Here is a 25,306-nt window from a genome sequence, read left to right on the forward strand (position 1 = left end):
TTTCTATTCACTTGTCTTATACCCATGTCTTTCCATTGCTGCATAGATCGTTTTAAGCTTCGGGTTTCCTTCCCCTACCACTTCATCTTCTAGAACAACAACCGGATAAAACATATCTTCCTCAATGACACGTTCAGCAAAGGCTTGCTTTTTTTCATCGTTTGGTGGTTGGTAAATATCTACATATGTTATTTGAAATGGTTGGTTCGGATATTTTCTTCCAATTGCCGCTTCTAACCATTCGTAGGTTTCTTTTGATGATGGTAAATTCACACAGCTTGGGCAAAGTACTTCTGCCCCGTACACTACAAGCTCAATCATGTTCCTTCCCCCTTCTATTCACTATGTCTATTTTACATGATAAAAGGAACAGACACACTAGTTTGACGATTTTTGGATTTGAGTATTACCAATAGATTTTTTTAATTAAAATGATTATAATAAGGGGTATGAAGGGAGCGATTTAGATGGCAGAGCAAGAAATGTTTGAACAAGTTCAAGAGGTACTAAATAAATTACGTCCATTCCTTCTTCGTGATGGTGGGGACTGTGAATTAGTAGACGTTGAGGATGGCATTGTTAAGCTTCGTTTGTTAGGCGCATGCGGTAGCTGCCCAAGCTCAACAATTACTTTAAAAGCTGGAATTGAGCGTGCTTTATTAGAGGAAGTTCCAGGTGTAGTAGAAGTAGAACAAGTTTTCTAATTCAATTATTAAAGAAAAGCGACTTCCTGCGAAATCGCTTTTCTTATTTTTCTAGTCTTTTGACCTTTTTTTGCACACGGCTTCCATCTTTGTCTATTTGCAAAGAGTAAAACGATACGTGAGGCAAATACGGCTCCATACGACCAATTACCTCTTGTCCAAGCCCTTTTTCTACAAAACAGATGACACTTGGGCCAGCACCGCTTAGCGCAACTCCAAAGGCACCGTATTGAAGGGCTAAGTCTTCAACTTGCTCGAGTTCAGGTACGATCGCTTTTCGGTAAGGCTGATGAAACAGATCCTTACTCATCATTTTACCAGCTAAAGTCAAATTCCCTTGTAAAAGGGCCGCCACTAGCACGTTTGACACAGAACTAGCACGTACAGCTGTAGAATATGAAAGCTCTGAAGGCAAGACACCTCGGGAGGCTTTTGTTAGCAATTCTTCTTTTGGAACGACCATGACTATATCAAAAGCAAGGTCTGTATAGGTTAAAAAATCAACCTCTTCCCCGATTTGCGTACCTACGATCAAACCTCCGTAAAGGGCTGCACCCGCATTATCTGGATGCCCCTCCATAACAGAAGCAAGCTTCATTTTTTCCTCTTTTGAAAGGCCTAGTTCAGCTACGTGATCAGCAAGTTCAAGTGCTGCAACAATCGCTGCAGCACTTGAACCAAGACCTCTCGCTAATGGAATATCACTTTTCATCTTAATCAAACATGGAGATAAACTCTTTCCATATGTGTCAGCAATTTTAATAGCGGTTGAAACAACAAAGTTTGTTTCATCCTTCGGAAATACCCCAAGCTCTTCTGATAGCATTTCAACTTGCCATTTGTCTGCTTTTTCCACTTCAAGTGATAAATAAAGATTTAAGGCTAACCCGACAGAATCAAAACCAGGTCCTAGATTGGCCGTACTTGCTGGTACATCGATGATAAGTACAGCTTCCTCACTCATTGATGAACAACCCCTCGGATATGGTTAGCAACGGCTTCTTCATCATTTGGTAATAAAACAGGTTTTATTGGGCTGCATTCGATCGCTGTATTAGGATCCTTCAATCCATTTCCAGTTAGAATGGCAACAATTTTACTGCCCTTAGCGATAGTACCATTTTGTAATTGCTTATACACACCAGCAATTGACGCACATGATGCAGGCTCTGCAAATACACCTTCTGTAGATGCAAGCTTTTGATAAGCAGCCAGAATTTCTTCATCGCTCACTTCATCAATTTTCCCTGCTGATTCCTCGACAGCAGCAGAAGCTAAATGCCAGCTTGCTGGATTTCCGATACGAATGGCAGTTGCAATGGTTTCCGGATTTTCAAACACACGGTTATGAACGATTGCTGCTGCCCCTTCTGCTTCGAAACCATGCATCTTTGGTAGGGCCGTTCCCTTTGCCTCATGGTACTCCTTAAAGCCTTTCCAATACGCACTGATATTTCCCGCATTTCCAACAGGAATAGCTAAAATATCTGGAGCTCCACCTAGCTGGTCACACACTTCAAACGCAGCTGTTTTTTGCCCTTCAAGTCGGTATGGATTCACCGAGTTAACTAATGCAACAGGCTCCGTTTCACTGATTTTACGTACCATTGTTAAAGCTTGGTCAAAGTTCCCTTCGATAGAGATAATCTCTGCTCCGTACATGATCGCTTGCGCAAGTTTACCCATGGCAATCTTACCTTCAGGAATGACAACTATACAACGCATTCCCGCTCTTGCTGCGTATGCCGCTGCTGCTGCAGACGTATTTCCTGTAGATGCACAGATAACTGTATCGCTGCCTTCTTCCTTCGCCTTAGCAACTGCCATAACCATTCCACGGTCTTTAAAAGAACCAGTTGGATTTGTTCCCTCTGTCTTAACGTAAAGTTCTACTCCCCACTCTTTTGAAAGATTCTCAAGATAAATTAATGGAGTATTTCCTTCGTTTAATGTTAATTTCGGAGTATTCTCACTTACAGGAAGAAACTCTTTATATTCTTGAATTAGCCCTTGCCACCTCATGTTCTACTTGCTCCCTTCCACTCGATACGAGCTCTTGATTTGCTTTGTTGTTTCTAGGTCTCTTAATTTTACTAAAATATCCTCGTAATCCTGTAAAGAAGCATGGTGTGTAACTAACACAATTTCAGCTAAACCTTTTTCCTTCACTGGAAGCTGAAGAATTTTCTCAAAACTAACATGATGCTCTGAGAAAATTGAAGTGATGTTTGCAAATACCCCTACTTCATCTCTCACTAGTAGACGTAAGAAGTACTTGGATCTGATTTCATGAGCTTCTTTCAGCTTTTTTGGGTATTGTGGAGTAACCGCGCTTGTACCATTTACACCAAGACGCATGTTTTTCATCACTCCAACTAGATCTGATACGATAGCTGTCGCAGTTGGAAGGCTCCCAGCTCCTGGTCCGTAAAACATCGTTTCTCCTACTGCTTCCCCGTAAACGTACACTGCATTATATTCGTTATGAACAGATGCTAACGGATGCGACTCTACTAGGAACGTTGGCTGAACACTTACCTCAACTTTATCATCGTCAAGATCGGCAATACCAATCAGCTTCATTGTATATCCAAGCTGCTTTCCGTATTCTAAGTCTTCTTCAGTAATATCGGTAATTCCTTTTACTTTTACATCATCTAAATCAATTTTCATTGAAAAACCTAGTGTTGAAAGGATGGCCATCTTTCTTGCAGCATCAAGCCCTTCTACATCAGCCGTTGGATCACTTTCAGCAAAACCAAGGTCTTGCGCTTCTTTTAGTACCTCTTCATACGCACTTCCATCCTGTGCCATCTTCGTTAGTATGAAGTTGGTTGTTCCATTTACAATTCCCATCATTTTCGTAATTCGATCAGAAGCTAGACCATCTACTAGACCTCTTAAAATAGGAATTCCACCTGCAACACTTGCTTCATAAAATAAGTCGCAGCCATTATCAGAAGCTGCAGTGAGTAGTTCCGAACCATAGAGTGCCATTAAATCCTTGTTTGCTGTTACCACATGTTTTTTGTTATTTAGAGCTGATAGCAGATGTTGTCTCGTGTCTTCTACCCCACCCATTACTTCAATAACTACATCGATTTCCGGATCTTGTAGTATATCATTAGGATTTGTTGTTAACATTTCTCTATTTAAACTTACATCTCTTTGTTTGTCGATATCTTTTACTAACACTTTTTTTATTTGAACAGGACAGCCAACTTGGTGCATGAGTTTGTCTTGATGATTTTCAATAATTTTCACTACACCCGTACCGACCGTGCCTAAACCTAATAATCCAATTGAGATAGCTTTCATCCTTTTCCCCTCCTATGTGTATTTCTGGAATGAACAGTTGTTTGTGTATAGTAGACATTATAGATGGAGGGGCTCAATATTACAAGGGGTAATTGTAGGGATAATTTGTTTGCAAACGCTTTACCCTTTGTATTATTTGATTATTTCGAGAAATATATTTTTTCTATATTATAACCAATCCAACTTTGGTATCTTCATTCTACGGACTGGCACCTCTGCCAGTTGATAAAAGGACGATAAAAATTCTTCGTGCTCCTTTGTTTGATCCAGACTTTTGACGAACTGATCCTGAAGCCTATTTTTCTCCTGTTCTGAGCTGGTGATATAATAATTCTCAACATTATCAAAAAAATGAAGGGGGAATAGCAATCTAGCGTACAACAGTCTCCATGAGAAAGAGGATAGAGGCAACACGGTTTGATAATCCTGGAAGAACTGACTTACCTCTGGCTCATATAACTTAATATTGGCAAAATATCGTTCTCTTGTCCATTCAGCTAAATCCCGACTACAGTGGTCAAACACCCAATCAAATGGATTTTTCATATAGATTTGATTTCCCCATGTATGTTTTGTAAATCGAACATGACAGACCGTTCCACTATCAACTGCTTGTGGATCATCATCAAGCTCTGTATCAACTAAATATTGAATTGCATTTTCCGCAAGGCCCATATAATAAGGAAATGCTTCTAAAAACAATCGTTCAAATTCATGGTCTGGTTGCTTATAAAGCATTTCATTCCATACCCGTTCCATTTGATCTAACCGTTGTTCCCAGTACTGCTTCCATTTCCCGATCCGATTGATTTTGTTTGTTTGAAAATTTACTGTTCTTCCCCTGTAATGAAATTTAGACAGTTTGCGACCTATATGTTGCTGAATTCTATTTGTAGACATCAGACAAACTAGGACCACATACTTTCCCTGCTGACTTTCAATTACCGATTCTCCTGATTCTTTTTGCAAAAACTGACAAGTGCTCCGATCCCCTTGATTTATGACATGTGTAGAAAGCTGCATGAGCTCAGATAAATCATCCTCTGCCAGGGAACTTACAGGTACGAGCATATACATTTGGTTTTTAATTCTTCCGGACTCATAACGCCCTACCGAGAGTGGCTCTTCTATTTGGAGTTGAAAATGTTCATTTAATATTTCTCGAAGCATACGTTCACCCACTTTTGTTTGATTTACTACCTATGTATATGTTCATATCAAAGAAAACTTGTGTTTTGTTGTATAAGAGCGAACGAAGTGACAAATGCTTCAAAGGTAGACCGTGCACCCAAAGTTGGTTCCGTGCATAATTTTAATGATATAGTTATATATATAGTGAAAATGAGAGAGAAAAGGTGAAGCGAATGGCTGAAGAGAAGAAGATGAGTCTATCAGAAGAAACAGCACGTAAATGGCTACACGAGCGAGGCGTGGAAGTTCAAGACATTGCTGACCTTGTCTATTTTCTACAGGAAAAGTATCATCCTGATTTAAAGATGGAAGACTGCATCGAAAATGTAGAACGAGTTCTTTCGAAAAGAGAAGTTCAAAATGCCATTTTAACCGGAATTCAGTTAGACATTATGGCTGAAAAAAAATTGATGGAAGAGCCATTGCAGTCCATTATTGAGGTGGATGAAGGTCTTTATGGAGTTGACGAGGTTCTGGCTTTCTCGATCGTCAATGTGTACGGTTCCATCGGTTTTACGAATTACGGATACATTGATAAGTTAAAACCTGGGATACTAAAAGACCTTAATGACAAGTCTTCAGGAAAATGCCATACCTTCTTAGATGACATCGTTGGTGCAGTTGCGGCGGCGGCTTCAAGTAGATTGGCACACCGAGCCCAGAATACGGATTAATATAAAGAAGGGATGAATACGAGTATTCATCCCTTTCCTTATACTTCCCACTGATCTAATGAATCGAGGACATAAGTTGGTTGCTTTTCGTACCCCTGTAAAAGCTCCTTCGTCGTAACGCCTGTGTGAACCAATAATGTGTCTAGTCCTGCGTTCATTCCAGCGAGAATGTCCGTGTCATAATAGTCTCCTACCATGATGGTGTCTTCTTTTCCTGTCCCGAGAACCTCAAGCGCTTGCTCCATAATAATGGCCTCTGGCTTTCCTATAAAAATTGGTTTTGTTGCTGTGGAGACAGCAATCACCGATGTAAGTGATCCATTCCCCGGCAACAATCCACGCTCCGTTGGAATCGCAATATCTGCATTCGTTGAGATAAAGGTCGCTCCCGCTCGAACCGCTAAACAAGCAGTTGCAAGCTTCTCATATGTAATGTCACGGTCAATTCCACATACCACATAGTCAACATCTGTCTCAGCTTGCTGAAATCCCTTTTCAGCTAATGCGGTTTGAAGTCCCTCTTCTCCTATACAATACACGGTTGCGTCAGGTTTTTGCTTAGCAATATAGTTTGCCGTTGCCATGCTAGTTGTAAATACTTGATCATCGGTCGTTGGAATGCCGAAATCACGTAATTTGGTTGCTACTTGACTAGGTGTTCTTGATGAATTGTTGGTTACAAATAAATACGGGATGTTTTGCTCCACTAACTGCTTTACGAAATCTGCTGCTTCTTGAATTAACTCAGTTCCTCTATACATTGTCCCGTCAAGGTCAATTAGGTAGCCTTTATATTTTTTCATCTTTTTCGCTCCTGTATCTTTTATTTTTTTTATTCTGCACAAAACTGATAGAAAGCACAAAAAAGCCTCAACAACAGAGGCTTCGCTTAGTTTTTAAATGCGGTGACTGGACCGAGTTCGTTCGTTAAGTACTGTCTCACAGAATCAGCTACAAGCTTAATCGATGGAAGGACCCGTGAAAAAGTATTCTTCACATCATCATGATCAATCCTTGTATAATCCTGAACGAGTGTTTTGCGGTATTGGACCATTACTTTTAAGTCTTGACTCATATCAGACGAAATAACCAACTCGTCCTCAAGGATATCGATAATATCCTCATAACTACCCGGATCACGCATGATAAATCCATCGATCATCGCATTGCCAACATCAAGGATCGATTCAATCATCATTTGTGTAAGGCGCTCAAGTGCAGCCTGTTCAAGTGCTGTATTCCACTCATTCGTACCTTCAAACTGCTGTATTTGCTTTTCTAAATATATTAGTCTTTCCTCAATCAATTCTCTATCAACAAAGTACACGTATCTTCAGCTCCTTTTCTAATTGAGCAAAAATCAGTTTATACAGATGCTAGTCCATGAATTAACGAAGCTGGTCTAGCAAATAAGTATCCTTGTGCTAAATCGACACGATTTCTGGATAAGACAGAGGCTTCCTCTTCACTTTCAATTCCTTCAGCGACTACGAGGGATCCTGCCTCACGGGCTACAAGAAGAAGACCCTTGAGCATCGATTCTTTCACTGAGTTTTTGTCAATATCCTGAATGACGGAACGGTCAATTTTAATAATATCAGGCATAATTTCACTAATGGTGTTTAATGACGCATAACCTGCACCCGTATCGTCCACCGCAATACGGAATCCTAAATTTCTTAGCAGGTTGATATTAAAAATAAAGTATTCCATACCGTCGATCGAATCTCTCTCTGTAATTTCAATCGTAATTTGAGTCGGCGAGATATTTTTATATTTCCCCATCAGCTTCTTTAGATCACGAATGAACTTTTGATTTCCCACTGTAATCGGGGTAAAGTTAATAAAAATATCATGTGTACAACCTGTATCATTAATTTGTTGTAGTGCTTTCTCTAGAACGATTAGCTCTAAGTCATATAACATTCCTGTTTGTCGTGCAACCGAAAATAGATGTAATGGATTTTCATATTCCGTTCCCTTTGGTCCTCTTGTCAGCATCTCCCAGGCACGAATTTCCTTGGTGGCTACATCAAATATTGGTTGGGCAAGAAGTAAAATATTCTTTTGTGCGACAATTCTGCTCAAGCTATAAAGAAGCTCATTAAACTCTGACTGCACTCGCTTTTCCGCCATCGCCAACGCTTGCTGCCCAGCTTTTAAGATCGCTTCCTGAATGGAGTATTGCTTCTTTTCAACAAACATATATCCAGACTCGAATTGAATGAATAAGCATGGAAATTGGTCGCAAATCCTATTTTCTGTATTCCGTAAGACCTTCTTCATCACCTGATCGATTTCAGAAATACAGTGTTGTTCATGATCCACCTTAATAAATAAAGTAACTCCATCACTGTTGTAATCATGCAACAAAAGCAGATCATCATCCTCAATTTGCTCTTGAATAACCTGTTGAAAACTCATTTTCATTTCCTTAATAAAATCTATATATTGCATCTCACTTAACTGCTCATAAATATCTTTCATATTAGAGATGTTAAACACAATAACAGCCACTTCATGGCCTTGATTGAAGGATTTTTGTACCGCTTGAATAATCGGATCTCTTATGACGAATTGTGGAGGATACATTCGAATGGACCTTAAAGGCCAGACTACTTTTCTCCACTGTAATAAGTTGTTAAATGACTTCGTGGTCCATGCCATTTCGTCTCATTCCTCTCAGAAGTTCACGGTGAAAACTATTTCCATTGTAACATAAATTAGGAAGTCCGAGATGCTTTTCCCATTCGATAATTCTCTTCAGAACATGCATCTAGTATGGGCTTGTTTGTTCTGTTAAGATGATAGTAGGCGTTACATTGAGACATAGGGGTGACTAGGATGGGAGATCGTTTCTTTTTATACGATGAATTAGTGAATACAAAAACACGTTTTATAAGCTTTATGGGGGAAAACACTCGATTTGACTTGGCCATTATTCAATCAGATAGATATTATGGCAAACATATCGTTCTAGATATTCAAGGTAGTCGCTTTGCGATCATTGGTCCGGATGATTTAAAAGAAGAAGGATATTTAGAGTATGCTTTCCAGCTTTCTGAAGAAGATGCAGAAGAATTACGTTCCTTTTTAATGGAATTAGTGTAAGTTTGAATTCTTTCCTAAACCTCTCACATACTAATGTAAGAGGGGGAAAGACCATGAGTAATGAGAAGTATACAGATTTTTCAAATGTAGAGGTGGGGAGAAGTTATATTCCTCCTCAACAAACACCTGAAGGTCCATATGGCTCTCCTTATAAAGCAGACGAGCCTTTACAAGGCAAACAGGAACTTGCAGGGGCAACGGAACAGCGTTCTTATAGTGCATTCAACTACGAAAATAAGACGCTCCACGAAGGGCTTCCTAGGCAAATGGACGGAGCACATCCAACGCATTCAGACTCCTTATAAAAATGATCCATTCATGGACGAAAAATGACGTGTATCCGCTACACGTCATTTTTTATCGTATTGGTATTTTTTACACGCTTAGCTACAAAGTAGGGGCAACCAAAGTTACAGTATTCATACAGATATTCTGTTAATGTACTGATTTTCGTGTCAAATGTTGCTTTATGATTACTATCCTCAAAGAACCCTCGTAGACGGAGTTGACCGTAACCCCAATCACCCACGATATAATCATACTTCGTCAATATATCGCTGTAACGAGCCTTAAAGGCATCTTCATTGAATCCATTTGATCGTTCTTCTACAACTTCGTAACATATATTCCCGATACAGATCATTTGTCCACCTCACTCACTCATCTATTTTAAATTATAACTGATTCTCCATGAATTACTAAGAGGAAAAAAGAATTATCGTGGTCATTCTATAAAAGAGGGGGTGTAAATCTTGAAAAACTCAATGATAATCCTTGGAATTTGTGCAATGACCACTCTTACTGCTTGTCAAAATAATCTAGGGCGTGATGATGTTCAAAACGAGCGAAGCCATGCTCTAAGCGTGAATGACCCAACCGGTGATATATACACTCGAGATAAGGATGGTTCTGAGGATTTTGGCTATGTAAGACATAAAAAGGACGAAATGGCTCGTACACAGTCCCAAAATCACTATGCTGCCATTGATCGTGAAAAGGTGGCCGATATCATCGGAGAATATTGCACAGATGTACCTAATGTAGACGATATCTCCACATTAGTAACTGATGAGGAAGTTCTCATAGTGTACCATACCGATTCTAGTGATCGCAATTTAACAGCTGACCAAGTAAAGCGTATGGCTATGTCTGTTGTACCAAGATGGTACCATGTGTATGTTAGTGATAATGAAGCTCTTCGACCAAATGTAGAGAATTTTTCCAACCTTGGTCCGAAAAGTGCAAATACGGAAACGGGAATCAACCAACTTATTAAGCAAATGCTAGCTTCCCCTCAAGGGAAAAGCATGAGCACAGGTGAAAATGCAAACGGTGAAGCTCAGGGAGAGCTTAATGAAGACATGGACAAAGATGATATAAGCCAACAGATGAAGGCGAAAATGAACCAATAAAAAAAAGAGGCTTACGAACTTCGTAATGCCTCTTTTCTTTATATTATGCTTCTTTCGCTTCTTTTTCACCTAATAATTGCTTGTGCTTAGCAGCAGCATTTACCTGTTCGTCTGCATGGTAAGAAGAACGAACAAGCGGACCCGCTTCACAGTGGCTAAAGCCTTTGCTTAGAGCAATTTCCTTTAGTTCAGTAAATTCTTCAGGGCGGTAGTATTTTTCAACTTTCAAATGCTTTTTAGATGGCTGCAGATACTGTCCAATGGTTAAAATATCCACGTTATTAGCTCGTAAATCATCCATAGCTTCTAGTAGGTCTTCCTTCGTTTCGCCAAGACCAATCATAATAGAAGACTTTGTAGGAATATCCGGCTGCATTTCTTTCGCTCTTCTTAAGAACTCAAGTGAACGATCATACTTGGCTCGTGCTCTCACACGATCTGATAAACGTTTTACCGTTTCAATATTATGATTCAGGATGTCTGGACGTGCATCCATTAACATACGAAGATTCTCTTCTACTCCACCCATGTCTGACGGAAGCACTTCAATACTTGTGAACGGACTCTTTCTACGGATGGCACGAACGGTTTCTGCAAATACAGCTGCACCACCGTCTTTTAAATCGTCACGAGCTACAGCAGTAACAACCACATGCTTTAGATTCATTAACACAACAGAATCAGCGACACGCTCTGGCTCTTGAAGGTCAAGTTCTGTCGGAAGACCCGTTTTAACCGCACAGAAACGGCATGCACGAGTACAAATATCACCTAGGATCATAAATGTAGCAGTACGTCTAACAGCCCAACATTCATGAATATTAGGGCATTTTGCTTCTTCACATACGGTATGAAGCTTTTTTTCTCTCATCATTTTCTTCAAGCCTGTATAATTTTCGTTCGTGTTTAATTTAATTTTCAACCACTCGGGTTTACGTAAATGTTCTTGGTTTTTGCTCAACTTCCCACACCATCCTTATATGATAAGTGTTTTTTTCACACTATGTAGCTATTTCAGACTACTCCTGAATCACTTTAACATAATGAAGATTATACGACAAGCAAGAGAGTTACTATTACCAGTAATTGATATATATTGTTTTAAATGTTTTAAGACAAACTAAAGCATGTTAATTCTTTTGAAGGAGGATCATCGTGCGGAAACTGCTAAAAGGAATCTTTATTTTTCATGTTATTATTGCTTTATTACCTTCTGTTCGACACGCACAGGCTGAAATGGATCAACAGACCATTTACGCAAAGCGACTTGAGCTATATAAAGAAGTGGAAGCAGCTACCAATATTCCTTGGTACTATATGGCCGCTGTTGACCAATATGAAAGAAGTCTTAGGCAGTCTCGACGAGATTTGCCGAAAGCAGAGGGTCTAACTGGCATTTACTACAAACCAGAGGAATGGGTTGGACCGCTAAACCCAAATCTTGAAGATGAGAATCCGATGTCGATCAAGTACTTTAACGGTTTTGGAGTAGACGGGAACGGAGACGGCAAGGCAAGTTTGAAAGATGACGAAGATGTTCTCTTTGCTTTTGCCAATTTCATCCTATCTTACGGGACGGATCACGATAATATAAAAATTGGTCTTTGGGATTATTATAAACGGGACAAAACAGTAGGGATTATTATTGGAAAGTCCGAAATCTATAAAAAATATGGTCGACTAGATCTTGATAGTCATGCCTTTCCCGTACCACTTAGATCCGATTATAGTTATCGAAACACATGGGGAGACGCTCGTGGCTGGGGTGGACGACGGATGCATGAAGGGACAGATATTTTTGCTCATTATGGAGTTCCTGTTCGTGCAACCTCATATGGTATTGTCGAGATGAAAGGCTGGAACCGTTTTGGTGGCTGGCGAATTGGGATACGTGATATTAACAATAACTATCATTATTTTGCCCATTTAAGTGGGTTTAGTAAGGACTTAAAAGTTGGACAAATCGTTGAACCAGGAATGGTCATTGGAGGAGTCGGAAGTTCTGGTTATGGACCTCCAGGTACGTCAGGTAAGTTCCCGCCACATCTTCATTATGGAATGTATCGTGATAATGGATATACAGAATGGAGCTATGATCCTTTTCCACATTTAAAACTTTGGGAACGCCAAGAACGCGCTCGACGGAAATAACATAAAAAGAGGACGAACGGTTCGAACCCGTTAGTCCTCTTTTATTATTACTCTCGATTAAGCGTTTTTAGATTTTTTATAAGCATTAGCAATACTAGCTGCTAATCCACCCCATAGAATAACCATACCAACAACCATCATAACAATCGCACTTGTTGACATTATTTTGAAACCCCCTTGTTATCTGCTGAAGGTAAGTCTAATGACCCTTTTTGCCACTTGAATGCAGCGAATACAAATCCAACTACAATCGCAGCTAGTGCAACTCCCCAGCCTGTGTATAATAGGAAGCTTGTAGGATATCCTTCGTAGTTTTCTTTTAAGTTATTGATGAAGTTTTGAATCATCATATATCCTAAAACAACAGGTGTAATAACTCCTAAGCAGATTTTCCACCAAGCACCTAAAAGCATATCGGACATGCTATCAGCGTGCTGTTGAAGAACCTTCATTTCACGTAGTACCCAAGCAACTATTACTACCTCAGCAAATCCAGCCACTACAATACCAAATTGGTTGATGAAATAGTCAGCAGCATCAAGGAAGTATAATCCACCTTGAGTAGCAAATAAAATTGAAATAACTGCAGAAATTCCTCCACCAATCGCTACCGCTTTGTTACGTGACACTTTAAATTTGTCTTGAATACCAGCTACATATGTTTCAATGATTGAAATTAATGATGTTAAACCTGCTAATACTAAACATAAGAAGAAAATTGATCCTAATAAACCATTAAATGCAGGGAATTCACTAATGATTTGCGGGAAAACAACGAAAGCTAACCCTAATCCACCTGCAACAACCTCACTAACACCCACACCTTGCTGCTGGGCCATAAAACCAAGTGCAGCAAATACTCCAATACCTGCTAATAATTCAAAACCAGAGTTAGCAAAAGCAGTGATAAATGCATTGTTTGTTAAATCTGTCTTCTTTGGTAGATAACTAGAATACGTAACCATGATGGCAAAACCAATAGATAAGCTGAAGAAGATTTGACCGTATGCAGCAACCCAAACCTTAGGTTCTGCAATTAAGCTCCAGTTCGGTTTGAAGAATGCATCCAAACCTTGAGCCGCACCATCTAATGTTACAGCGCGAACGACGATTACAAGGAATAAAATAACAAGTGCCGGAATAAAGATCTTGTTCGCTGCTTCAATACCCTTTTTAACACCTTTGAAAAGAACACCGAGTGCAATTACCCAAACAAGTACTAATGGAATAAAAACGCTAGGAACGATGCTTCCAACTTGACCTGGTGCTTCAGCAAGCTTTAAATAGTCTCCGAATAGGAAAGCTCCTGGATCCTTGCCCCATTTTTCTCCGAAAGAGAAGTAAGCGAATGACATTGCCCAAGCGATAATAACAGCATAATATGTTGAGATAACAAATGAAATCGCAACTTGCCACCAGCCAAGCCATTCAGTTTTTTTGTTCAGACGAGCGAATGTCAACGGAGCTGATCCGCGATATTTATGACCTAGTGTAAACTCAAGAACGAGAAGCGGAATACCAGCAGTTAAGATAGCGAATAAGTACGGTAAAAAGAATGCTCCTCCTCCATTTTCATATGCTACTGCGGGAAAACGCCAGATGTTTCCTAGTCCTACAGCTGATCCAACTGCTGCCATGATAAAACCTGCACGAGTCCCCCATTGTGGACGATTATCCATAGTAAAAATGACCTCCTACTGTGTCCCAGCCTTATTTCCTTATTTTAGAAAATAGTTGGAACTTTTTATATTTTCTGATTATTTAATTTAATCTAAAGTTAGTATAGCTATTTTTTGTCCATCTGTCAAAACATTATTTTCAGAATAATAATAAATTTTATCACGTTAATATAGTAGAATATGTGATAAATGTGAAAAAACTAACATTTCAGAATATTATTCTTGCATACTGATTCCTCCTCCTCTCCCCTTTCATCCATCCCTCACTTCCTATTTTTCTTTAGAAAAAAAGTCAGAAGAAAACAGATATCCTCTGACTTTTTCACTCACTGATTAGTTGTCTATAGGCAGCTCAATAGATGCACCAGAATCCCCGCCGCCACCGTTATAAAACTGTGGAACTTCTCCTTTTATTAAACCAGTCGCAACCGGAACATCCTCTCTAACGGTAATAATCTCCGTAGCAAATGGAATGATAATCTGTACCTTTACTTCTACTTGAACATGAATTTCCACCCATGTATTATTAATTCCCATTTCTTCTTTCACTGTCCTAAAGGTGGAGGTTACTGAACCAATGGAGTTAAATTTTATTGGTATTTTTGGTCCTAAGTTACCTAATAGGGCATTGTTGGTAGCTTGCCCCAATGGAACATAATAAACAATACCGTTTTCCTTTTTATCCGTATTGATCTCAATATCGGTGAAGGATTCAAGCTCCGAAAGATCTCCTTTTTCAGCTTTTTTAATATTGTCCTGTACCAACTCAGTTACTTCTGCTTTTACACGGTTTAGATGTTCTGCGTTTAGAAACACCACATCTCCGTTTCCGGTTTCTTCAAATTTTATATCCATAACGTTTGTTATTTTTTTACTTACTGCGTTATTTATGACAAGTGAAGCAATTTTTCGAGTTTGTGAGTTTGCATAGCTAACAAGTGTAGGCTTTAGCCCCTCATTTATTATCCAAAGACCAGCTGCTGTTGAGAAGATGAAAAACACAAAGGTAAGTAAAAATACATATCTGAACGGCAATGGACCTCTCCGCGGCAGACGACCGCGAAATTTACGCAAGACAAATCCCCCCTTTACAAGCTATATGTATGCTATAAAGGAGGGAACTAGCGCAAAAATATGAATTTTTTTATCTTTAGGCTCTTTTCTAAAACATTGTTGCTATATACACAGTTTTTCGGAAATAAACTATATGTTTCAACAGCTAATCAGGATTTTATCATCCTTAGAAAAGAGCTACTCTCAAAATAGACCAATAAACCCAGTGTTATACGGGGAAAAATCCGGCTTCTGGGATTTTTCCAAAACAACAAACTTTACGAAAACAGCCTATCTTTAAGACAAGTTATACGTTTTTAGGAAAGGTCGTGTCACATTCAACAATCATTGTGGACAAACTTACACTCAGGTCTAATTCATAGGGATCCGTGTCTTTGCCATTTTCTTCAATAATCCTTACAATCGGTCGGTCGCTGACTCCCATGTTTTGTTTAGACACAACGCCTTTTCGACCATCATCAAGTATGACCGTAATCCCAACAGGGTATATAGCTACTCCCTTACGAAATGCCTCTATTATTTTTGGATCAAAAAGAGTTCCTGAGCCGGCAAATAATATTTCCAGACCATGATGGGGCAGCATAGCATCCCGATACACTCGATTGGAGGTGACCGCATCAAACACATCAGCTACCGCAATAATTTTCGCAAGCTGATGTATATCTTCACCTTCAATACCGCGTGGATAGCCAGTCCCATTTAGCCGTTCATGGTGCTGATACGCACAATGAGCAACAATAAGTGACATCGCTGGAACATTACGAAGCATTTGGAATCCTTCTTCAGGATGCCTTTTAATTTCATCGTATTCTTGATCTGTTAATTTACCAGGTTTCTGTAGAATGTCAAATGGTACTTTCATTTTCCCCACATCGTGAAGTATGGCTCCCATCCCTAGTATTTCAAGTTCTTTTGGAGTAAGTTTCAATTTCATCCCGATCGCAAGAGAATACATCGTCACATGTAAGGAGTGAGTAAAGATATAGTTATCATATGTATAAACGTCAGCTAACATGGTTAGCAAATTTTCGTTATTTTTCAACTCAAATAAAAGCTGTCTTATCAGATCTTTAAATCTTTTGGACGCTTTTTCAATAACAAATGACGTATCAAATTTACTATCATTCTGAAGCTCTTGGAAGGTCGTTTCAATCGTTTGTACAGCCTTTCTTCGAACCGAATCCGGCAGAACCTCGATATACTCAATCCCTTCTGTTACAGAATCTTTTATATATATGTAAGTAATGCCAAGCAAAAGTAATCGCCTAAGCATTTTTTCGTTTAACTCTACTCCCTCGCTTAGTAAAATCTGTCCCTTATCATTTCTAACCGTTTTTCCTAGTATTGTTCCAGATTCTACATTAGCGGTAGCTACTAGTCTCATTATAGTTCTCCTGTATTCGTCTGACTGAGATTATTCAACAAGTTCTGACAAAATCCTACTTTATCTTCTAAGATAACTCTATTATCGACTTAATTTCAACATACTTTAGTACCTAATTGAAAAAATAAATAGGCCAAATGACTTTATTTGCTTACAAATAAGAACAAACCCTTTCCTATTCCCACTATTCCTAGTGAAAATAAAAAAGGCGCCTATTCAGCACCTTTTTAAATCATTTTTAACATCGCATCTTTTCCAAGCATACCCTTTGTAATCCCTAAATTTTCTGCTTCATACGTAACGGATTCTAAAGGTGCCTCTAAAAGTTGCTCAATGGTTTTAACACCAACGGCTCTACCGGCAATGACTTTTCTATCCTTTAGCTTTTCATTGAGAAGTGCCACATCAAGAGCACCACACATGATGTATCCTTTATCATTACTCACGACGAGCAAATTTGTTTTTGGGAGTTTTACTGATACACTTAAAAAAGTGTGACCATTGATTTCAATTGGTGAAAGCTCAATCACTTGCTACACTCTCCTTTCTTCCTTATCAACTTATGTAGTAGGAAGAAAAATGTGAGTTTCATTTGCCTAGCTATTGCAAGTTTTGGAGCTTCCAGCGTAATAAATCACGCATAAACTCTGGGAAGAAGTATACTTTATACTCCGCTCTTCTAATTTCAGGAAACAACTGTCCAAAAGTAAACATGTCTGGTATCGCTACTTTATAGCGTGCTTCTCTTTCAATTTGCTTACCATTAATATAGAAAGAGAGTCCATTTTTCCCATGCTTCACCTCAACACCCTCAAAGATCATTTGCCCCATGAACGTGCCACGAAAGCCTAGCCCCTTGATCATCATATTTCTCCACTTCTCTTCTAATGCCAGCCTGATAACTTCTTGATATTCAGCTCCTGAGAGGTCAACCACCGTAGGATTTATGGGATGCGGACAAATCGATAATAAATCATATTCCGTAACTGTTTCATTCGGTAAATCCCTTAGTATTAACCCTTCGTTTAAGAAGGCACTATCTACGTTACACCAGCTGCGAAGAGTTTCACAAAGAAGGCGAGCTAGCACCTCCCTTGAGCGATAAGGTTCTCCTATTCTAGCAACCTCGGTAAGTAGCAATGCCTTTCCTTCCTCATACAGCTGATTCTCCTCTTCCTTTTCACCTTCAACATATGGTAGTTGATTGGAATCATACGCTATGGCTCGCTTTTTCCTCACGTGAAGTGTTTCACTATCAATCGTCAGTGTGATATGGCCAACAAACATCCCATACTTTCCTGCTGCCCCAAGAATGACCCCATTTATTTCTTTTCCTTCATGAAACACATGATGAGTGTGCGCCCCTAAAATCACATCTATTTCCGGAAATTGTTCAGCAATGGCTTCATCATCATGTATGCCTAGGTGAGAGAGCAGAATGATCATGTCTGCTTTTTCTTTTATTTCTGCTAACTGGTGCTTCAATTCTTCCAATGGCTCGGATAATGTCCAGCCAAGCTGTTTATAAAAATGTGAGAAATAGGCGGTCAAACCGATAACAGCCACACGTGCTTTATTTTTCAACTCATATATTTGGTATGGTTTTACCCACTGAGGACGTGTGCCATTAGCCGTAAAGAAATTTGCTACAACCACATCAAATCTTCTTCTTTGATAGAGAGTGTCTAAGTCTTCGAAGGAGAGAGTAATTCCTTCGTTATTTCCAATCGTTACCGCCGTGTATCCCACTTCATTTAATAACTCGGTGTTCCGTTTTCCTCGTGTAGCATCTGTCAGAGGATGCCAACGGTCCATATGGTCACCTATGTCAAAAAGAAGAACTTCTTCATTTGCACTTTGATGAAGGTATTTCCTTCTCTGTAAGAACGAGCTGATTCTGGTCCAGTGCTCAAAATGACTATGTAGGTCATTTGTGTGATAAATATGAATATCTTCTAAGGTCATACTGTTTCTCCCCTCATCACCAAAATGCTAAAACAAATCAAGCTGGCGAGGAGCTAAGTTTTCATACTCGATTCCAAGAAGATCAATCAAATCAAGTGCGTTATCTGCGGCATCTCCACCAGAATTATTATTAAATACAATATATAGATGTTCCGTTTCTTTTTCTAGCTTTTTTATATGCTCTACCCATTGTCGCAATTCCTTCTGATTATATCGATACAAGTATCTGACTTCCCGCCAATTTTCTGTACGTTTTTGCCATCCATGTACGTTTCTTCCATGAAAACGAATCAACACACTCTTTTTTCCCAATGATTCAAGTACAATAGGGACAGAGCCCTCTCCTGATTGCGGTTCATCGCAAATGCTATGTATCCATTCTTCTTTGTTCATAAATTGAATCGTACGATCATAAAAGGAAGAACGGAACCACGATTGATGACGAAATTCGAGAGCGCACGGGATATCACCCATCTGTTTCTTGCACCAACGCAAGTATTCCACATGTTCCCTTTTACAATCAAACCAGGGCGGAAACTGAAACAAGACCATAGCTAATTTGTTGCTCTCTATATAAGGTGTAAGAGAATCCCTAAACGCTTGAAACATATGCTCTCTGGTTTCAAAAGGGATGTCTCCTCTCGAATGCCCCGTCATCCCTTGATATGCTTTTACAATAAATTGAAAGGAAGGTGGGGTGTCCTCGACCCATCTTTGCGCATTTTTTATAGGCTGTATCGCATAAAAGGAGGAATCGACTTCGACAGTTGGAAAAAAGCCGGCATACTCTTTTAACTTATTTCTAGGTGAGGTATGTGGACCGTATAATCGATCCTGGTCGCCCCAACCAGTCACTCCAATATAGATCAATTCCACCCCTCCAAGTATGTGTCATCATCATATCATATGTATGAAAAAACGCTCACCTTCTAAGGTGAACGTTTCCTTTATTTCTTAACCGATTGAACCTTCCATTTCGAACTTGATTAGACGGTTCATTTCAACTGCGTATTCCATCGGAAGTTCTTTCGTAAATGGTTCAATAAAGCCCATTACGATCATTTCTGTTGCTTCTTCTTCTGAAATACCACGGCTCATTAGATAGAACAATTGCTCCTCAGAAACCTTTGAAACCTTCGCTTCATGCTCTAAAGAGATGTTGTCGTTTAAGATTTCGTTGTAAGGAATCGTATCTGAAGTAGACTGGTTATCCATGATTAGTGTGTCACACTCAATATTCGCACGTGCTCCGTCCGCTTTACGTCCAAAATGAACGATTCCACGGTACGTTACTTTTCCACCTTGCTTCGAAATCGACTTCGAAACGATGGTAGAAGACGTGTTAGGAGCTAAGTGAATCATCTTCGCTCCAGCGTCTTGGTGTTGACCTTTACCAGCAAGTGCAATAGATAATGTCATTCCACGAGCACCTTCACCCTTCAGGATTACTGCTGGGTATTTCATCGTCAACTTAGAACCGATGTTTCCGTCAATCCATTCCATTGTTGCGTTTGCTTCACAAACCGCACGCTTTGTAACTAGATTAAACACGTTATTTGCCCAGTTCTGAATTGTTGTATAACGGCAGTAAGCGTCTTTCTTGATAATAATTTCAACAACCGCACTATGAAGGGAGTTTGTTGTATAAACAGGTGCTGTACAACCTTCTACATAGTGTACGTGTGCGCCTTCATCAACAATGATCAGCGTACGCTCGAACTGCCCCATGTTTTCAGAGTTGATACGGAAATAGGCTTGAAGTGGAGTTTCTACCTTTATACCTTTTGGTACATAGATGAATGATCCACCTGACCATACAGCCGAGTTTAATGCAGCAAATTTGTTATCCGTTGGAGGAATCACTTTTGCCCAGTGCTCACGGAAGATGTCTTCATTTTCACGTAGAGCAGAATCTGTGTCCTTAAACACAATTCCTAGATTTTCTAGATCTTCCTGCATGTTGTGGTATACAACCTCTGACTCGTACTGAGCAGATACACCTGCTAAGTACTTTTGTTCAGCTTCTGGAATACCTAGCTTATCAAATGTTTGTTTAATTTCTTCAGGAACTTCATCCCAAGAACGTTCTGTCTTTTCAGATGGTTTTACGTAGTACGTAATTTCATCAAAGTTTAATGCCGCTAAATCTCCACCCCATTGTGGCATTGGCATATTGTAAAAATGCTCTAGTGATTTCAAACGGAAATCAAGCATCCATTGTGGCTCTTGCTTCATTTTTGAGATTTCTTCCACGATTTCACGTGTTAATCCACGCTTCGAGCGGAAGATAGACACATCTTTATCGGCAAAGCCATATTTGTAATCACCGATTTCAGGCGCTTTTTTAGCCATTGTCGTGTTCCTCCATTCGTAGGAGCATGCGTTTATGCTACCCCTTATTGTTGTTCTTCTTTAATGCCCTTTTCCATTGCTTTCCATGCTAGTGTCGCACACTTAATTCGCGCTGGAAACTTGGAAACGCCTTGTAACGCTTCTATATCACCTAAGTCTAGGCTATCATCGTATTCCTTGCCTTGCATCATTTGGGAAAACACTTCCGATAACTGTAATGCTTCGTCAAGTTTTTTTCCTTTGATGGCTTGCGTCATCATGGAAGCAGATGACATAGAGATGGAGCAGCCTTCTCCTTCAAATTTCGCGTCCCTTACGACACCTTCCTCGAGCTTAAGTGTAAGCTGAATCCGGTCTCCACATGTAGGATTATTCATGTTGATGGTTAGGCTATCGTTTTCTAAAATCCCTTTATTACGAGGGTTTTTGTAATGATCCATAATTACCTGTCTATAGAGGGTATCTAAATGATTAGAAGACATCGCTAAAATACTCCTTTGTTTTGATAAGCCCTTCCACAAGCTTATCAATCTCTTCTTCGGTGTTATACAGGTAAAAGCTGGCACGAGCCGTTGCAGAAGCTTTTAGCCATTTCATAAGCGGTTGTGCACAATGATGCCCAGCACGAACAGCTATCCCTTCTGCATCAAGCACGGTTGCCACATCATGCGGATGAACATCTTCAATATTGAAAGTAACAACTCCAGCACGAAGACCTGGGTCTTTCGGGCCGTATATCGTCATTCCTTCAATTTGTGATAACTTATCCATCGCATAAGCAGCTAACTTATGCTCGTGTGCTTCTATATTTTCTAAACCAATTTGCTCTAGGAAATCAATCGCAGCCCCAAGTCCAACAGCTCCCGCTATAATTGGAGTACCTGCTTCAAACTTCCAAGGAAGCTCTTTCCATGTAGATTCGTATAAATCTACAAAGTCGATCATTTCTCCACCTGTCTCAACTGGCTCCATTTTTTCTAGATGCTGCTTCTTTCCATAAAGAACTCCAATTCCAGTTGGTCCACACATTTTATGGCCTGAAAAAGCAAGGAAGTCACAGTCTAGATCTTGTACATCAATCTTCATATGGGGAGCAGCTTGAGCACCATCCACCACCATAATTGCACCATTTTCATGAGCGATCTTGGCAATTTCTTTAATCGGGTTCATAACACCTAAAACATTTGAAACCTTCATCACGGACACAATTTTTGTATTAGAGGTAACGGTTGCTCTTACATCTTCTAGACTAATGGTTCCATCCTCTTGAAGGGGAATGTATTTAAGTGTTGCACCGGTTTTCTTAGCTACTTGCTGCCAAGGAATAATATTCGCATGATGCTCCATAAAGGTGATCACAATTTCATCACCCTCACGAAGATTATCTAAACCATAGCTGTGGGCGACCATGTTTAATGCGGTAGTCGCTCCACGAGTGAAGATAATTTCTTCGGTAGATTTTGCATTAATAAACCTTCTAACCTTTTCACGTGCCCCTTCGTAAGCATCGGTTGCTTTTGTACCAAGTGTATGAACACCTCGGTGCACATTTGAATTGTATTCTTTATAATACTTTTCAAGCGTTTCGATAACCGAAACGGGCTTTTGAGAAGTTGCGGCGCTATCAAGATACACTAATGGTTTGCCGTTCACTTCTTGATGAAGAATCGGAAAGTGACTGCGAATATCTTGGATATTCATTATCTTACTTTCCTTTCGATAACTTCCACTAATTGCTTTTTCACGCCTTCGATTGGAAGCTCATTAACAACAGGAGCTAAGAAGCCATGAATGACAAGGCGTTCTGCTTCTGTTTTAGGAATTCCACGGCTCATTAGGTAGTAAAGCTGAAGTGGATCCACACGTCCTACTGAAGCTGCGTGTCCTGCCGTTACATCATCTTCATCAATAAGAAGAATTGGGTTAGCATCTCCACGTGCTTTTTCACTCAACATCAATACGCGTGATTCTTGCTCCGCATTTGACTTGGTTGCACCATACTCGATTTTTCCAATTCCGTTAAAGATAGAAGTGGCACTGTCTTTCGTTACACCATGCTTAAGGATTTGGCCATCCGTGTGTTTACCCCAGTGAACAACACTTGTTGTGAAGTTTTGTGTTTGCTCGCCACGTCCAACAGTTACCATTTTCATATCGCCAACAGAGCCATCTCCAACAAGGTTTGTTACGTTATCAGAAATAGTGTTGCCATCATTCATTAAACCAAGTGCCCACTCAATACGAGCATCACGTCCAGTTACTCCACGACGATTCACGTATGTCGTTACACCTTTTGCTAATGTATCAACTGCACCGTATTGAACCGTTGCGTTTGTCCCTGTAACTACTTCTGTAATGATATTGAAGATTGAATTAGCTTCTTCCACAGTTGAAATATAGTTCTCAACGTATGTGACAGAGCTATTGTCTTCAGCCACTACAAGAACATGGTTAAATACCGTCGCTTCTTTATCATCGTGGATAAATACAGCCTGAACCGGTGTTGAAACTTCAACATTTTTAGGAACATATAAGAATACTCCACCGTTCATAAATGCCGCATGAAGAGCTGTAAGCTTGTGCTCATCAACCTTTACACCGTCTTTCATGAAGTACTTTTGTAAAAGATCTCCATGCTCACGAGCTGCTGTAAAGATATCTACAAACACCACACCTTGATTTTTCAATTCTTCTGAAACAGAAAGAATTGTGGGGCGGTTATTGCGTTGAATGTATAAGGTTTTCTCGCCTTCTTCTGTACCGATCAATGATTTTACTTCGTCAGGAAGGTCAGCAAGTGAAGCATAATCTTCACTCTTAACGATATGCTTATCGAATTGAGTAAAGTTCCATTTTGTAATATTTGTTTTATCTGGTCTTGGAAGGGATAGGTTTTCAGCTGAGGCTAACGCATTTACGCGAAGTTCCGTTAACCAAGCTGGTTCACCCATCTCTTTTGAAAAAGAAGTCACATATTCCTTATCGAATGGTAATACGGTTTCTGTAGTCATGTCTGGTCCCCCTAACTTACGCTTCTTGCCCGACAGTTTCGTCCTCAATGCCAAGCTCTTTTTTAATCCAATCATATCCTTCAGCTTCTAAACGTTGAGCAAGCTCAGGGCCACCAGATTTTACAATACGTCCCTGCATCATTACGTGAACAAAATCAGGTGTAATGTAGTTTAATAAACGTTGGTAGTGAGTGATCATTAAGCAACCAAACTCAGAGCTACGCATTTCGTTAATTCCTCTTGAAACAACCTTTAACGCGTCGATATCTAATCCAGAGTCGATTTCGTCAAGGATGGCAATCTTCGGCTGAATCATCATTAATTGTAGAATTTCGTTACGCTTCTTTTCTCCACCTGAGAACCCTTCGTTTAAGTAACGTTGAGCCATATCTGGATCCATTTCTAAAAACTCCATGTTTTTGTCCATCTGACGGATGAATTTCATTAAAGAAACTTCATCTCCTTCTTCACGACGGCTGTTAATAGCTGAACGTAAGAAGTCCGCATTTGTTACCCCGCTAATTTCGCTTGGGTACTGCATTGCTAAAAATAGACCTGCACGAGCGCGCTCATCTACTTCCATTTCAAGTACATCTTCTCCATCAAGAGAGATTGAACCCGAAGTTACTTCATATTTAGGATGTCCCATAATGGCAGAAGACAAAGTAGATTTACCTGTTCCGTTAGGTCCCATGATTGCGTGGATTTCTCCACCTTTAATTTCAAGAGTTACCCCTTTTAGAATTTCCTTTTCATCGATTGACACATGTAAATCCTTAATGGATAAAGTTGATCCTGACATATCTATTACCTCCATAATTTGAAAGAAAATTAGTTATCTCTTTACTATAAAAACTTTATTTTCATTCTCATTTTATTCTCATTACAATCTTATAACAAATGAAATGTGATATCAACTCTTAAGAACCTGTTATCGCTCTATTACTTACCTATTTTTTTCTTCGACTATCTTTTCTATGTACGATACCATTTGCTTAACAGAAAAACCAGTGGAATTCTCCACTGGCTCACGAATTTCTTCTATAAATATATATGTTACTAGGCATGAACCCTACGATCCAAATCTGCAATCATCCTTTGACTTTGCAAATAATCTTGTTGCCTTACTTTTTCAATTTTCATTCTAACCTTATGTTTCCGACTGTAGGTTTCATATCCCACTCCATGAGCTCCATACATCGCCTTTTCCATCTCACTCGTGTAGTTCAACCTTAGTTGACTAATAATGAATCCATCCCTTCCAACTATCACTTTTTTTC

General features: G+C 39.6%; 29 protein-coding genes. 6 read left to right on the plus strand and 23 right to left on the minus strand.

All coding sequences use genetic code 11. From position 1 onward, the window contains the following. Positions 1-3 precede the first annotated feature (3 nt). The gene (locus MKX65_RS20080) at positions 4-321 is read right to left on the minus strand and encodes a YuzD family protein (protein ID WP_340905265.1); all 318 of its coding nucleotides are present in this window, start codon (positions 319-321) and stop codon (positions 4-6) included. Positions 322-467: 146 nt separating this feature from the next. Between MKX65_RS20080 and MKX65_RS20085 the strand changes: the two genes are divergently transcribed. Further along, on the plus strand, positions 468-704 hold the full coding sequence (locus MKX65_RS20085) for a NifU family protein (RefSeq protein ID WP_119709799.1): 237 nt from the start codon (positions 468-470) through the stop codon (positions 702-704). Positions 705-747: 43 nt separating this feature from the next. Here the strand turns inward: MKX65_RS20085 and thrB are convergent, their stop codons facing one another. The 4 genes from thrB to yutH all read right to left on the minus strand — a co-directional run bounded on the left by thrB (position 748) and on the right by yutH (position 5,192). Continuing rightward, positions 748-1,668, minus strand: coding sequence for a homoserine kinase (gene thrB / locus MKX65_RS20090; protein ID WP_340905266.1), 921 nt, complete (start codon positions 1,666-1,668; stop codon positions 748-750). Beyond that, positions 1,665-2,726, minus strand: a complete 1,062-nt coding sequence (gene thrC / locus MKX65_RS20095; RefSeq protein ID WP_160546251.1) for a threonine synthase — start codon at positions 2,724-2,726, stop codon at positions 1,665-1,667. Before thrC ends, thrB begins: the two co-directional genes overlap by 4 nt. Positions 2,727-2,729: 3 nt before the next feature. After that, complete coding sequence (locus MKX65_RS20100) at positions 2,730-4,022, minus strand: homoserine dehydrogenase (RefSeq protein WP_160546252.1); 1,293 nt, start codon at positions 4,020-4,022, stop codon at positions 2,730-2,732. 168 nt (positions 4,023-4,190) lie between these two features. Then, positions 4,191-5,192, minus strand: coding sequence for a spore coat putative kinase YutH (yutH, locus tag MKX65_RS20105; protein WP_340905267.1), 1,002 nt, complete (start codon positions 5,190-5,192; stop codon positions 4,191-4,193). A gap of 194 nt (positions 5,193-5,386) precedes the next feature. Here yutH and MKX65_RS20110 point away from each other — a divergent pair, with 194 nt between their 5' ends. Continuing rightward, complete coding sequence (locus MKX65_RS20110; RefSeq protein ID WP_340905268.1) at positions 5,387-5,887, plus strand: phosphatidylglycerophosphatase A family protein; 501 nt, start codon at positions 5,387-5,389, stop codon at positions 5,885-5,887. Between the two features lie 38 nt (positions 5,888-5,925). Here MKX65_RS20110 and MKX65_RS20115 read toward each other — a convergent pair whose 3' ends face one another. The 3 genes from MKX65_RS20115 to MKX65_RS20125 form a co-directional block, all read right to left on the minus strand. Next, positions 5,926-6,690 carry a TIGR01457 family HAD-type hydrolase gene (locus MKX65_RS20115; RefSeq protein WP_160546254.1) on the minus strand — a complete coding sequence of 255 codons (765 nt, stop codon included), beginning with the start codon at positions 6,688-6,690 and terminating at the stop codon, positions 5,926-5,928. An 86-nt stretch (positions 6,691-6,776) separates the two neighbouring features. Next, on the minus strand, positions 6,777-7,214 hold the full coding sequence (gene hepT, locus MKX65_RS20120; RefSeq protein WP_340905271.1) for a type VII toxin-antitoxin system HepT family RNase toxin: 438 nt from the start codon (positions 7,212-7,214) through the stop codon (positions 6,777-6,779). A 38-nt stretch (positions 7,215-7,252) separates the two neighbouring features. Further along, positions 7,253-8,554 (minus strand): EAL domain-containing protein, encoded by a 1,302-nt coding sequence (locus tag MKX65_RS20125; RefSeq protein ID WP_340905272.1) that lies wholly within the window; start codon positions 8,552-8,554, stop codon positions 7,253-7,255. Positions 8,555-8,731: 177 nt separating this feature from the next. On the opposite strand from MKX65_RS20125, the gene MKX65_RS20130 reads away from it, so the two are divergent. After that, the gene (locus MKX65_RS20130) at positions 8,732-8,998 is read left to right on the plus strand and encodes a DUF3055 domain-containing protein (protein ID WP_160546256.1); all 267 of its coding nucleotides are present in this window, start codon (positions 8,732-8,734) and stop codon (positions 8,996-8,998) included. Positions 8,999-9,051: 53 nt separating this feature from the next. After that, entirely contained in the window at positions 9,052-9,303 is a 252-nt protein-coding gene (locus tag MKX65_RS20135) for a cytosolic protein (RefSeq protein WP_340905275.1), read from the plus strand. Positions 9,304-9,341: 38 nt separating this feature from the next. Here the strand turns inward: MKX65_RS20135 and MKX65_RS20140 are convergent, their stop codons facing one another. Beyond that, positions 9,342-9,641 carry a YutD family protein gene (locus MKX65_RS20140; RefSeq protein ID WP_066055444.1) on the minus strand — a complete coding sequence of 100 codons (300 nt, stop codon included), beginning with the start codon at positions 9,639-9,641 and terminating at the stop codon, positions 9,342-9,344. 109 nt (positions 9,642-9,750) lie between these two features. On the opposite strand from MKX65_RS20140, the gene MKX65_RS20145 reads away from it, so the two are divergent. Continuing rightward, positions 9,751-10,410 carry a YhcN/YlaJ family sporulation lipoprotein gene (locus MKX65_RS20145; protein WP_340905276.1) on the plus strand — a complete coding sequence of 220 codons (660 nt, stop codon included), beginning with the start codon at positions 9,751-9,753 and terminating at the stop codon, positions 10,408-10,410. Positions 10,411-10,453: 43 nt separating this feature from the next. Here the strand turns inward: MKX65_RS20145 and lipA are convergent, their stop codons facing one another. Beyond that, entirely contained in the window at positions 10,454-11,371 is a 918-nt protein-coding gene (gene lipA / locus MKX65_RS20150) for a lipoyl synthase (protein WP_340905278.1), read from the minus strand. 275 nt (positions 11,372-11,646) lie between these two features. Between lipA and MKX65_RS20155 the strand changes: the two genes are divergently transcribed. Then, a complete protein-coding gene (locus tag MKX65_RS20155) occupies positions 11,647-12,561 on the plus strand; it encodes a M23 family metallopeptidase (protein ID WP_340906337.1) in 915 nt (304 codons plus the stop codon). 57 nt (positions 12,562-12,618) lie between these two features. On the opposite strand, the gene MKX65_RS20160 is transcribed toward MKX65_RS20155, so the two are convergent. The 13 genes from MKX65_RS20160 to MKX65_RS20220 form a co-directional block, all read right to left on the minus strand. Next, positions 12,619-12,723, minus strand: coding sequence for a methionine/alanine import family NSS transporter small subunit (locus MKX65_RS20160; protein WP_160546260.1), 105 nt, complete (start codon positions 12,721-12,723; stop codon positions 12,619-12,621). After that, positions 12,723-14,240, minus strand: a complete 1,518-nt coding sequence (locus MKX65_RS20165; protein ID WP_340905280.1) for a sodium-dependent transporter — start codon at positions 14,238-14,240, stop codon at positions 12,723-12,725. The genes MKX65_RS20160 and MKX65_RS20165 overlap by 1 nt, the downstream gene beginning before the upstream one ends. A 333-nt stretch (positions 14,241-14,573) precedes the next feature. After that, positions 14,574-15,314, minus strand: coding sequence for a sporulation protein YunB (gene yunB / locus MKX65_RS20170; protein ID WP_340905281.1), 741 nt, complete (start codon positions 15,312-15,314; stop codon positions 14,574-14,576). A 286-nt stretch (positions 15,315-15,600) separates the two neighbouring features. Then, entirely contained in the window at positions 15,601-16,698 is a 1,098-nt protein-coding gene (locus MKX65_RS20175) for an HD-GYP domain-containing protein (RefSeq protein WP_340905282.1), read from the minus strand. A gap of 227 nt (positions 16,699-16,925) precedes the next feature. Continuing rightward, positions 16,926-17,228 carry a YunC family protein gene (locus MKX65_RS20180; RefSeq protein WP_340905284.1) on the minus strand — a complete coding sequence of 101 codons (303 nt, stop codon included), beginning with the start codon at positions 17,226-17,228 and terminating at the stop codon, positions 16,926-16,928. A 70-nt stretch (positions 17,229-17,298) separates the two neighbouring features. After that, positions 17,299-18,663: a bifunctional metallophosphatase/5'-nucleotidase gene (locus tag MKX65_RS20185; RefSeq protein WP_340905285.1), complete on the minus strand. Its 1,365-nt coding sequence runs from the start codon at positions 18,661-18,663 to the stop codon at positions 17,299-17,301. A 27-nt stretch (positions 18,664-18,690) separates the two neighbouring features. Continuing rightward, complete coding sequence (locus MKX65_RS20190) at positions 18,691-19,533, minus strand: DUF72 domain-containing protein (RefSeq protein ID WP_340905287.1); 843 nt, start codon at positions 19,531-19,533, stop codon at positions 18,691-18,693. A gap of 84 nt (positions 19,534-19,617) precedes the next feature. After that, the gene (gene sufB, locus MKX65_RS20195; RefSeq protein ID WP_160546266.1) at positions 19,618-21,015 is read right to left on the minus strand and encodes a Fe-S cluster assembly protein SufB; all 1,398 of its coding nucleotides are present in this window, start codon (positions 21,013-21,015) and stop codon (positions 19,618-19,620) included. Between the two features lie 44 nt (positions 21,016-21,059). Continuing rightward, positions 21,060-21,497 (minus strand): Fe-S cluster assembly sulfur transfer protein SufU, encoded by a 438-nt coding sequence (sufU, locus tag MKX65_RS20200; RefSeq protein WP_340905290.1) that lies wholly within the window; start codon positions 21,495-21,497, stop codon positions 21,060-21,062. Continuing rightward, positions 21,487-22,716, minus strand: a complete 1,230-nt coding sequence (locus MKX65_RS20205; RefSeq protein ID WP_160546268.1) for a cysteine desulfurase — start codon at positions 22,714-22,716, stop codon at positions 21,487-21,489. Before MKX65_RS20205 ends, sufU begins: the two co-directional genes overlap by 11 nt. Further along, positions 22,716-24,026: a Fe-S cluster assembly protein SufD gene (gene sufD, locus MKX65_RS20210; RefSeq protein ID WP_160546269.1), complete on the minus strand. Its 1,311-nt coding sequence runs from the start codon at positions 24,024-24,026 to the stop codon at positions 22,716-22,718. The genes MKX65_RS20205 and sufD overlap by 1 nt, the downstream gene beginning before the upstream one ends. A 16-nt stretch (positions 24,027-24,042) precedes the next feature. After that, positions 24,043-24,828, minus strand: coding sequence for a Fe-S cluster assembly ATPase SufC (gene sufC, locus MKX65_RS20215; RefSeq protein WP_160546270.1), 786 nt, complete (start codon positions 24,826-24,828; stop codon positions 24,043-24,045). Between the two features lie 257 nt (positions 24,829-25,085). Next, positions 25,086-25,298: a hypothetical protein gene (locus MKX65_RS20220; protein WP_340905293.1), complete on the minus strand. Its 213-nt coding sequence runs from the start codon at positions 25,296-25,298 to the stop codon at positions 25,086-25,088. Positions 25,299-25,306: the final 8 nt, after the last annotated feature.

Origin of the sequence: Robertmurraya sp. FSL R5-0851, from assembly GCF_038002965.1 — a bacterium.
GTDB classification, from domain to species: domain Bacteria; phylum Bacillota; class Bacilli; order Bacillales; family Cytobacillaceae; genus Robertmurraya_A; species Robertmurraya_A beringensis.